We start from the raw sequence: 11524 nt of genomic DNA, 5'->3' as shown, positions 1-11524 counted from the left end.
GTATTAGGCACGCCGCCAGCGTTCGTCCTGAGCCAAGATCAAACTCTCCATAAAGTTTATGAGCTTGATTGCTCGTTCAAAAAACTAGCTTAATTTCTTACTTCACATACTGGTTGTTTCGTTCAGTTTTCAAGGATCAAGTTGTCCATCTGTCAATCAGCGACAGTAACTAAATAGTATCATGAGTTGACTTGTTAAGTCAATTCCAATTTTTGGTTACTGCTATTTTGTTTTTCAACGCGTGACTAATTGCGACAGCAAGGAATATATTACAGTAATATAATCGAAAAGTCAACAACATTCTTATATTAATCTAGAACCATTAGTCTAGAGTTATGTTTTCCCTTATTCAATTAATTTAAACACTTTTTTAGAATATTATTATTCATATTAATTAGGCATCTATCAAAAAAAACATTGAGAATCCCCCTTATCAGATAAGAGGGATTCAGTAATCCTTAATTAGCTACAATATTAACTAGCTTGCCTGGTACGGCAATAACTTTCCTAACAGTTTTACCTTCAAGTCTTTCTTTAATTAATTCATTCTCTAAGGCCTGCTTTTCTAGGTCTTCTTTCGAAGCATTTTTATCTACTAGAATTTTGGCACGTACTTTACCCATCACCTGAATTACAATTTCTACTTCACTTTCTACTAATTTTGCCTCATCATACGCAGGCCAAGCCTCATAAGTTATCGAGCTTTGATGTCCAAGCTTTTCCCACAACTCTTCCGCTAGATGTGGTGCAACTGGTGATAGTAGTTTAACTAAGCCTTCTACATAATCAATAGAAATTTCTTCAGCTTTATATGCCTCATTTATAAAAACCATCATTTGAGATATCCCTGTATTGAAACGAAGGTCCTCAAAGTTATCCGTTACCTTTTTTACTGTTTCATGATAAACCTTTTCTAAAGAGTCCTCCGTGACACTATCTACCACTTTAGAAGACAGATTGCCTTCATCTGTAATAAATAAACGCCATACACGATCTAGAAAACGACGTGCACCATCTAGACCATTTGTTGACCAAGCAACAGCAGCATCTAAAGGTCCCATAAACATCTCATAGAGTCTTAATGTATCTGCTCCGTGACTCTCTACAATTTCATCTGGATTCACTACATTACCTTTAGATTTACTCATTTTCTCATTATTTTCCCCAAGTATCATTCCTTGGTTATATAGCTTCTGGAAAGGTTCCTTTGTTGGCACTACTTCGATGTCGTATAAAAATTTATGCCAAAAGCGAGCATAAAGCAAGTGAAGTACTGCATGTTCAGCTCCACCAATGTAAACATCAACTGGGAGCCACTTCTTTAATAGATCAAAATCAGCAAGTTTTTCACTATTGTTCGGATCAACAAATCGTAAAAAGTACCAGCAGCTACCAGCCCATTGTGGCATTGTATTGGTTTCACGTCGACCTTTCATGCCAGTTGTTGGATCTACAACATTAACCCAGTTATCAATGTTTGCAAGTGGTGACTCACCAGTACCTGAAGGTTTAATTTCCGTTGTCTTAGGCAACACAAGTGGGAGTTCCTCTTCAGGAACACCTGTCATTGTTCCATCTTCCCAGTGAGTGATAGGAATTGGCTCACCCCAATACCGTTGACGACTAAATAACCAGTCTCTTAGCCTGTAAGTTACCTTCTTATCACCTTTGCCATTTTCCTCAAGCCACTTAATGACTTTTTCAATCGCTTCTACTTTATTAAGTCCGTCTAGAAAACCTGAATTAATATGTTTTCCATCACCAGTATATGCTTCTGTTTCAACGTCCCCACCCTCAAGCACTGGAATGATTTCGAGATTGAATTTTTCTGCAAATTCATAATCACGTTCGTCATGTGCTGGTACAGCCATGATCGCTCCAGATCCATAGGTCATTAATACATAATCTGCTACCCATATTGGAAGCTTTTCTTCATTAACAGGGTTAATGGCATAAGCTCCTGTAAACACACCAGATTTATCTTTAGCTAAATCTGTACGTTCCAAGTCGCTTTTTGATTTTACTTTATCTATATAGTTTTTCACTGCGCTTTGTTGATCTTTAGTTACAATCTTCTCAACAAGCGGATGTTCCGGTGCTAAAACAGCATAGGTTGCACCGTATAAGGTGTCCGGTCTAGTTGTAAAAACGGTAAATGTATCTTCATGCTCATCAATGCCAAAATGAACTTCTGCACCCTCAGAACGTCCAATCCAGTTACGTTGCATATCTTTAATACTTTCTGGCCAATCTAATTCCTCTAAGTCTTCAAGCAAACGGTCAGCGTAAGCAGTTATTCTTAACATCCACTGTTTCATTGGTTTACGTTCAACTGGATGTCCTCCCCGTTCACTTTTACCATCAATTATTTCTTCATTAGCAAGTACTGTACCTAGTGCAGGACACCAGTTAACTGCTACTTCATCTATATAGGCTAATCCCTTTTCATATAATTTCAAGAATATCCACTGTGTCCATTTATAATAGTGTGGATCTGTTGTATTAATCTCACGGTCCCAATCATACGAGAAACCAAGGTCTTGAATTTGACGTCGGAAAGTATCGATATTTTTTTTCGTAAATTCTGCCGGATCATTACCCGTATCAAGCGCATACTGTTCAGCCGGTAATCCGAAGGCATCCCATCCCATTGGGTGGAGCACCTCATAGCCTTGCATCCGTTTCATTCTCGAAATTATATCAGTAGCTGTGTACCCTTCAGGATGCCCTACGTGTAACCCTGCACCAGACGGATATGGAAACATATCTAATACATAAAATTTCTCTTTATTCGTTTCTGAATTCGTTTTAAAAGTCTTGTTTTGTAACCAGTGATTACTCCATTTCTTTTCAATCTTAATGTGATCAAATGACATGGCAATTACCTCCTCGTTTTAACCTATATAATTGTTGTGTTTCTTAGTTAATTCAAAGTTCCAGAGTTCCAGAAAACGAAACGTACGTTCCCACCATATAAAAAAATCCCCCTATCCCAAAAATGGGACGAGAGATCTTTCCCGCGGTACCACCCAACTTAGCGTAATTTTCATACGCCCGCTTTGAATCCTTAACGCGGAAAACGGCAGGAACTACCTATTTTTCATCCCTGCAACATCAAAGGTGAGTTCATAAAGTTCAAGGACAGTTCGCACCAATATACTGTCTCTCTTATACTTGAAGCCCTACTACTATTCCTTCTCTAAGTCGTTCATTAGTTATTGTAATCGTATTGTAAAGAAAGCGTTCCTCTTTGTCAAGGTTTGCCACATTTACATATTATTTCTCATTAAATCCAAAAGGCCTCGTACTTTACGAGGCCTTTTGGATTTATTCAAACTTATTTAAATCAATTTGATCTAATACCATATCATTCATATAGTTACTTACTTTTAGATGTAAGCGATGGAGTTGATCTCTTTGCTGATGGTTCGCACTATCCATCATTTTTTGAATCTCTTGTTCAACTTCGGCCAAACTTTGTTGGGATTGCGAATACGCTTCATCAACTTCAAAACCATTGCGATTAGTGATTTCCAACTGTTCCTGAGCAGTTGAGAGGTACGTGTTTGCTTTTTCAATTAAATTTTCAACAGATTGTCTAGTAGCCAAATAATCACCTCATTTTTAAAATGCTCAAAAAGATGATTAACATACATTCAGGATATTTACGCGACTTTTGCAACTTTTCTAGACATGCTACAATAAAGCAATACTAAATTTATTATGAAGTAAGATAAAAAAGAGGAGTTTAACCAATGAATAATCCTTTTCCATTTTCCTTTGATAAAAAAAGATATCATTCATGGAATTATCATTTAAAAAGTACATTTGGGCATAAGGTTTTTAAGGTAGCACTTGATGGAGGATTTGACTGTCCAAATCGTGATGGTACAGTCGCACATGGAGGTTGCACCTTTTGTTCGGCTGCTGGCAGCGGAGATTTTGCAGGAAGCAGATCAGATGACCTTAAAACACAATTTAATGAAATAAAAGACAAGATGCATCATAAGTGGAAAAATGGTAAATACATGGCCTACTTTCAGGCATATACTAATACCCATGCACCCGTTGAAGAGTTAAGAGCAAAGTATGAATCCGTCTTAAAACTAGATGGAGTAGTCGGAATATCCATTGCTACACGCCCAGACTGCTTGCCTGACGATGTCGTTGATTACCTTGCAGAATTAAATAGTCGAACTTATTTATGGGTGGAACTAGGATTACAAACGATTCACCAACAAACATCTGATTTAATTAATCGAGCACATAATATGGACTGCTATTTAGATGGTGTGGCAAAGCTTAGAAAACATAATATCAGAGTATGCACTCACATTATTAACGGTCTACCTGGCGAAAATTTTGAAATGATGATGGAAACTGTTAATGCTGTAAGCAAGATGGAGGTTCAAGGTATTAAAATTCACTTACTCCATCTACTTAAGGGGACCCCAATGGTTAAACAGTACGAAAAAGGGCTTCTTCAATTTCTATCAAAGGAAGAATATATTAAGCTTGTCGTTGATCAACTGGAAAGGCTCCCCAAAGAAATGATTATCCACCGCATTACTGGTGATGGTCCACCTGAACTATTAATTGGTCCAATGTGGAGTATGAATAAATGGCAAGTTTTAAACGAAATTGATAAGGAATTGGAGCGCCGTAACAGCTGGCAAGGCAAACTATTTACCACAACAGAAAAGGTGTTCTCATGTTAAAAAGGGTAATTGCATATGCACATGAACTCTTAGAGAATTCAGTTAAGCCTGGTGAAACGGTGATAGACGGAACATGCGGAAACGGAAATGACTCATTATTTCTTAGTAATTTAGTAGGTAGCGATGGAAACGTATTGGCTTTTGACATCCAAGAACAAGCAATAAATAATACAAGAAAGCTATTAGAAAATGAGGCAAAAAACAATGTTACCCTCATACAAGAAAGCCATCATAAAATACTCGAGTATTTAAATGAGGACCAAAGGGAGCGCATCGGTGGTGCTATTTTTAATTTAGGATACCTACCTGGTAGTGACAAAGAAATCATCACAAAACCTGAAAGTACTATTTCTGCTATCGAAGTAATTGGAAGCTTTTTAAAACCCGGTGGAATTATTGTGCTTGTTGTTTATCATGGCCATCCAGGTGGTGAGCTAGAAAAAGAAGAACTACTTAATCATCTAGGAAAGTATGATCAAAAAAAATTCAATGTAGTAAGGTATGGATTCATTAATCAGAAAAATAGCCCACCTTTTGTATTAGCAATTGAAAAAAAATAATTGAAAAGAGGCCTAGTATAGAACTCAATCTAGGCCCCTTTAACTTCTTCCTTTTAATTTATTGTATAATTTGATATTTAAATGGAAGAAGGAAGATTGAAATCCACTTGCCTGTAGCAATGTTTTTGTAATTTCTTTTCCACTTTTAAGTCCTTTCACCTTTGGATCCGCCAAATAAAGACCGACTAATCCATTGTGGACCATCTCATGAAACTGCTTATTCGGTAATTGCTGGACGTTTTTATTGGCTTGTTCAATAAAAAACAGTAAACGTTCTTTCATATGATCATTACTATTGTAATAATTACAAAAATTCAAGTCTCCTTCTATCCGATCCTCTTGTTGATCAATATAGTAATCCAACAGAATATGTAAACCCTGCATAAAGGGAAAATAACTTTCATAAATTCTTTTTGCGAGCTGTTTTGTCATTTCTTGGCCCATTCCATACGAAACAAGACAGAAAATACCTAATGTGGAGCCACTTGAAGCCGAGAATTCATACCAACTAAGGGATGGCCAACTTTCTTTATAGGAACAATACCACTTTTCCAGTCTCGGGATTCTTTCATCCTCTTTTACATGTTTATGTACTTGTAAATCACCATACAAGCGTTCCAATTGAAGCAAATAACCTTCAATATGTTGATAATCCGTGATTTGCCATAAGCTATGCTGACAAGTTTTCACTAAATCTGATAAATACTCTCCATCATCCTTCTCACATCTATATTGATAGTAGTCATTAGTTGGATTTCCAATTGTTAATGCATCTTCCATTGATCGATGGAGCATACTGAAGTCGTTTGGATCCAGTGATGTACTGCGATCACATAAATTATCTAAATAATCACTAATCGTTTGATAAGCAATTATAAATCGGATTGCTTCTTTCCACCTATGACCCGCCAAGATACTGTAAACCGCACCACCCTGACAATGAAATCTTTTTGACTCTAAACTTGCAAGAGCTTGTGCTCTTAATTCTCGATTTGGAATTTTTTCTGCTCTATCTTTCCAATAGTTCAACTCAACATTAACTTGCGGAAAGATTTTTCGATACACAAAACCCATTAGCATTGGTGATGTTTTCGGAATACTGTACATATGGATTCCCTCGTTTCCTTAATATAAGGTAAGCTCTACTTTAGATATCACTAATTAATAATAACCGTTTATGGTATTATTTATTATATCACCACAATAATGAGGAGGATTCAAATGTTTTACGAATACAAAGGAAAAAAACCAACAATTCATGAAACATCCTATATATCTGACGACGTTGTAATAACAGGTGATGTAACCATTGAGGAAGAAGTAAGTATTTGGTTTAAAACCGTAATTAGAGGAGACGTAGCTCCTGTACATATTGGAAAAAAGTCTAATGTTCAAGATCTCTGTTTACTACACCAAAGTCCGGATATGCCTTTAATTATAGAGGATGAGGTAACGATCGGACATCAAGTAACACTTCACTCCGCAATTATTCGGAAGAAGGCACTAGTGGGGATGGGCTCCATTATACTTGATGGGGCAGAAATTGGAGAACAGGCCTTTATTGGTGCTGGTAGCCTCGTTCCGCCTGGAAAAAAGATTCCTCCAAGAACGCTCGCTTTTGGTCGTCCAGCTAAAGTAATTCGCAATTTAACCGATGAAGATATAAAAGAAATGAATCGAATCAAAGAATCTTACGTAGAAAAAGGCCAGTACTATAAAAAATTACAAAACTAACTATTTTTTTCATAAGTAGTCAAAGCCAAATTTATTGTTCATGTTTTTTTATAAATCTGGCTAATGGTGAGGAGTGTAACTATGCTTTTCTTTTTAATGTTTTTTACTATTTTGATGACATTATTATTATTCTATCTGCTGAGAACTCCATTGCAATATGTGTACAAAAGTGCTTTAAAAACATATATTATTCTTTTTGGACTCTCAAGTTTAATGGTTACTGGTATTATACTTTATAATTCAAAATCCACTATCTATGATTGGTTGAAAAATCAAAGCGATAAATCCTATACTTATGCCACTGAACTACCAGAAACAGAATTAGAAATTGTATTGCCACCTGTTGAACTCGTCCAACTCCGCCCTGACGTTAGACTTGACGCTCCTATAGTAGGACAACATCCCGAGCTACCGCGAGGATGTGAAGTGACCAGTTTAGCTATGTTACTTCAATATTTTCAAGTGGATGTAGAAAAAATGGAACTAGCAGAAAAAGTAAAGAAGGATAACACTCCCTATAAGGTCACATCTGACGGCATTTTCTTCGGTAACCCGTCAAATGGTTTTGTTGGAGACATGTATTCTTTTTCAAATCCAGGCCTCGGTGTCTACCATGAACCAATAGCTGAGCTAGCAAAACAATACCTTGGTGATCAGGTGCTTGATTTCAGTGGTGGATCATTCTATGAGGTATTACAACACCTGAATCAAGATCGTCCTGTGTGGATCATTACGAATACGTTATATAAAGAGTTACCTGAAACTGAATTTGAGACGTGGCAAACAGATGATGGACCTATTGAAATCACAATGAGGGAACACTCCGTTTTAGTGACTGGCTACGATGAAGAATTCATCTACTTTAATGATCCAATATTAGCTGAAACAAGAAAAGCACCCTTTAAGAGCTTCGAGGAAGCCTGGGTGCAAATGGGAAAGCAAGCAATCACGGTAATTACACCGTGAGCTTGCTTTTTGTTTTATCTTCTTCCATTAACTCTTCAAACGAGAATTTTCGTTCTACATAAATTTGGTGCCAGAGCATAAACATCAAAACAGTCCAAATCTTTCTACTGTAGTCCCCTTTACCCTGACAGTGATCTTCTAGAAGCCTAAAAATAACATCTTTGCGAATAAGATCATCTGTTTCACTTTCCTGTATCAGTGTCTTCGCCCAACTATACAACTCTTTTTTTAGCCAATGACGAATCGGCACTGGAAAACCTAGTTTTTTTCGATCTAGGACATGATCCGGTACAATTCCTCTGGCCGCTTCTCTCAATATACTCTTCGTGGTTCCATTTGCAATTTTAAGGTTAACAGGAATTTGACTGGCAACCTGAAATACCTCTTTATCTAAGAACGGGACACGTAATTCTAAGGAATTAGCCATTGTCATCTTGTCTGCTTTCAATAAAATATCTCCACGAAGCCATGTATGAATATCAATATATTGCATTTGATTTACAGGATGATATTCGCTAACATTTTGATATAATTCTTCTGTTAGTTGTTGATAAGTTAGATTAGAATGATACTTCTTCAAAATCTGTTTCTTTTCTTGATCTTCAAACATTTTGGCATTTCCAATATAACGATCCTTTAAAGGAGTCGTTCCTCGCTCTAAGAAACTCTTTCCTGTCACACCCTCTGGTAAAACATTTGCAACACGGGAAAGCAACTCTTTGGCCGGGGTTGGTATAGATTGGAAAATTTTTAACGATTCAGGCTCTCGATAAATGTTGTATCCCCCGAACAATTCATCCGCACCTTCACCAGATAGTACCACTGTTACGTGTTTGTTCGCTTCTCTTGCCACAAAATACAATGGAACGCAGGCAGGATCAGCAAGCGGATCGTCCATATGCCACATTATCTTGGGTAGCTTTTGAACATATTCTTCTGGCGTTATCATATACGATATATTTTCTACATCTAATTTATCTGCAGTTTCTTTTGCTACATCAACTTCAGAATACCCATCGCGCTCAAATCCTACTGAAAATGTCTTCAGGTTCGGATTAAACTCTTTTGCAATGGCAACAATTATAGATGAATCTATCCCACCCGATAAAAATGATCCTACCGGTACATCACTTCTCATATGAACTTTAACCGAATCATACATAACATCTTGAATACGTTTAATCCAGTCTTTCTTTTCCATTAATACTGGACTAAAGGTCGCGTGCCAGTAACGGTGAAATTCAATTGATTCTCCTGGTTTTTTAATGAAAAAGTGTCCTGGCTCCACCTTATAGATTCCTTCAGTTAATGTTAACGGTTCTGGAGCAAACTGAAAACTTAAATAGTGTTGCAGTGCCGCTGTACTTACCTCTTCTTTCTCTTGAAACAGGGTTATAGTCTTCTTTTCAGAGGAAAAATATGTACCCTCTTCTGTCTCACTATAAAATAACGGTTTAATCCCAAATGGATCCCTTACTCCGTATAGAACTTGTTCTTGTTTATCCCATATTAAAACAGAAAACATTCCTCTTAAATGTTTAAATGCTTCTGTTCTATGTTCTTTAAACATAGCAATAATAACTTCCGTATCTGATTCTGTTTTAAATGTATATCCTTTTTCAATTAATTGTTCTCTTAATTCAACATAGTTATATATTTCTCCATTAAAAACCATCCAGAATTGTTCATCATCATAGTTGAATGGTTGATGTCCACTCTCAATATCGATAATACTTAATCGTCTAAATCCAAAAGAAATATATTCATCATGAAAATATCCTTCATCATCAGGTCCTCTATGAGCAATAAGGTTGTTTCGTTGTTGAAACGTATCTTGATTGTCCTGTCCAGGTAACTGAGCATGATTTCGAATCATTCCAATAAAACCACACATAATTTTTTGCCTCTCTTTCTCTTTACATCCTAACGAGTATATCATAAATCCAAATCAAAAAATATGCAAAATCATCGCTAAACACCCTACTCTTATTAGTCGTTCTTTCTATTAGAAAAGTCTCAGTCATTTAAATAAAAACAGAAAAAGATCATGCCTTTTACAGGTGGCATGATCTTTTTCTCAGGACAATCAATTTTTTGCAATATAGTTCTTAATATCTTCTACTTTATCTGTTTTCTCCCAAGAGAATTCAATATCTGTTCTCCCAAAATGACCATAAGCTGCAGTATCCTTATAGATAGGTCGTCTTAAGTCGAGCATCTTGATAATTCCAGCAGGTCTTAAGTCAAACAAAGCTCTTACTGCTGCCACTAGTTTTTCCTCGCTAGCTTTTCCTGATCCAAATGTATCAATGGAAATAGATACCGGCTCAGCTACACCTATTGCATAAGCGAGTTGAACCTCACAGGAGTCAGCCAATCCAGAGGCAACAATATTTTTAGCTACATAACGCGCAGCATACGCTGCAGAGCGGTCTACTTTCGTTGCGTCTTTACCACTAAATGCTCCGCCGCCATGACGCGCATAACCACCATAAGTATCGACGATAATTTTTCTACCAGTTAAACCAGCATCGCCTTGAGGGCCACCTATAACAAATCTCCCAGTAGGATTGATGAAATACTTTGTATTTTCATCAAGTAAATGTTTAGGAACAATTGGATTAATAACATGTTCTTTCAAATCCGCCTGAATTTGTTTTAGCTCTACTTCAGGATGGTGTTGGGTAGATATTACAATTGTATCAACCCTAACTGGTTTATTGTTCTCGTCGTATTCTACTGTTACTTGGGTTTTACCATCTGGACGTAGATAGTCTAAGGTATTATCTTTACGTACGTCTGATAGCCTCTTTGAAATTTTGTGTGCTAATGAAATTGGTAGTGGCATCAACTCAGGTGTTTCGTTGTTTGCATACCCAAACATTAATCCCTGATCACCAGCCCCAATTGAATCAATTTCACTCTCAGTCATTGTTCCTTCGCGAGATTCTAGAGCCTTATTCACCCCACCAGCGATATCTGGTGATTGTTCATCAATTGCAGTTAACACAGCACAGGTTTCTGAATCAAAACCATATTTTGCTCGAGTATAACCGATTTCTTTAATTGTTTTACGTACAATGCTCGGAATATCCACATAAGTTGACGTGGTAATTTCACCAGCCACTAATACTAAGCCAGTGGTTACTGTTGTTTCACATGCTACACGAGCATATGGATCATGTTTTAAAATTTCATCTAGAATGGCATCAGAGATCTGGTCACTAATCTTATCTGGATGTCCTTCTGTTACAGATTCTGATGTAAATAATCGACGATTTGCAGCCATTCTGCTAAATCCTCCTTCATGTATCTTATAATACGGAATTTCTCTTTCCTTGTATTAGGAAATTATAAGGCAAGTAATACTCATCTATTTTAAGTGTTTACTATTGCTAATTCAATTATGAGTTTTTAAAAAATTAATCACAAGTGAAATTTCACATAAAACCATGTGTTTGCAAAAAAGTAAAAGGAAGGTCAAATGCCTTCTTTGGATAAGAGTTAAGAGTTTCCGCTCGAATTTTATCGTATCGAAAGGTTTGT

The 11524-nt window shown here is 36.7% G+C and carries 9 protein-coding genes and 1 other annotated feature; of the genes, 4 read left to right on the top strand and 5 right to left on the bottom strand.

Features of this window, described 5'->3' with window-relative positions:
• Positions 1-458: 458 nt before the first annotated feature.
• Positions 459-2876 (bottom strand): leucine--tRNA ligase, encoded by a 2418-nt coding sequence (gene leuS, locus GH741_RS19295; protein WP_153738397.1) that lies wholly within the window; start codon positions 2874-2876, stop codon positions 459-461.
• 120 nt (positions 2877-2996) lie between these two features.
• Positions 2997-3211, bottom strand: a binding site (T-box leader).
• Positions 3212-3327: 116 nt separating this feature from the next.
• Positions 3328-3609, bottom strand: a complete 282-nt coding sequence (locus GH741_RS19290; protein WP_153738396.1) for a DUF2524 family protein — start codon at positions 3607-3609, stop codon at positions 3328-3330.
• Positions 3610-3755: 146 nt separating this feature from the next.
• On the opposite strand from GH741_RS19290, the gene mnmL reads away from it, so the two are divergent.
• Positions 3756-4718, top strand: coding sequence for a tRNA modification radical SAM protein MnmL/YtqA (gene mnmL, locus GH741_RS19285; RefSeq protein WP_153738395.1), 963 nt, complete (start codon positions 3756-3758; stop codon positions 4716-4718).
• On the top strand, positions 4712-5278 hold the full coding sequence (gene mnmM / locus GH741_RS19280; protein ID WP_153738394.1) for a tRNA 5-(aminomethyl)-2-thiouridylate-methyltransferase MnmM: 567 nt from the start codon (positions 4712-4714) through the stop codon (positions 5276-5278). The genes mnmL and mnmM overlap by 7 nt, the downstream gene beginning before the upstream one ends.
• A 39-nt stretch (positions 5279-5317) precedes the next feature.
• Here mnmM and GH741_RS19275 read toward each other — a convergent pair whose 3' ends face one another.
• The gene (locus GH741_RS19275) at positions 5318-6385 is read right to left on the bottom strand and encodes a tetraprenyl-beta-curcumene synthase family protein (protein ID WP_153738393.1); all 1068 of its coding nucleotides are present in this window, start codon (positions 6383-6385) and stop codon (positions 5318-5320) included.
• 114 nt (positions 6386-6499) lie between these two features.
• Here GH741_RS19275 and GH741_RS19270 point away from each other — a divergent pair, with 114 nt between their 5' ends.
• Both GH741_RS19270 and GH741_RS19265 read left to right on the top strand, forming a co-directional pair.
• On the top strand, positions 6500-7012 hold the full coding sequence (locus GH741_RS19270; RefSeq protein ID WP_153738392.1) for a gamma carbonic anhydrase: 513 nt from the start codon (positions 6500-6502) through the stop codon (positions 7010-7012).
• Positions 7013-7093: 81 nt separating this feature from the next.
• The gene (locus tag GH741_RS19265) at positions 7094-7978 is read left to right on the top strand and encodes a C39 family peptidase (protein WP_153738391.1); all 885 of its coding nucleotides are present in this window, start codon (positions 7094-7096) and stop codon (positions 7976-7978) included.
• On the opposite strand, the gene asnB is transcribed toward GH741_RS19265, so the two are convergent.
• Positions 7968-9872, bottom strand: a complete 1905-nt coding sequence (asnB, locus tag GH741_RS19260; protein ID WP_153738407.1) for an asparagine synthase (glutamine-hydrolyzing) — start codon at positions 9870-9872, stop codon at positions 7968-7970. The genes GH741_RS19265 and asnB overlap by 11 nt on opposite strands.
• A 192-nt stretch (positions 9873-10064) precedes the next feature.
• Positions 10065-11267: a methionine adenosyltransferase gene (metK, locus tag GH741_RS19255; protein WP_153738390.1), complete on the bottom strand. Its 1203-nt coding sequence runs from the start codon at positions 11265-11267 to the stop codon at positions 10065-10067.
• Positions 11268-11524: the final 257 nt, after the last annotated feature.

Origin of the sequence: Aquibacillus halophilus, from assembly GCF_009649745.1 — a bacterium.
Classification (GTDB): Bacteria; Bacillota; Bacilli; order Bacillales; family Amphibacillaceae; genus Aquibacillus; species Aquibacillus halophilus.
The sequence above is the reverse complement of the archived record's forward strand: the minus strand, read 5'-3'. Positions and strand labels throughout refer to the sequence as shown.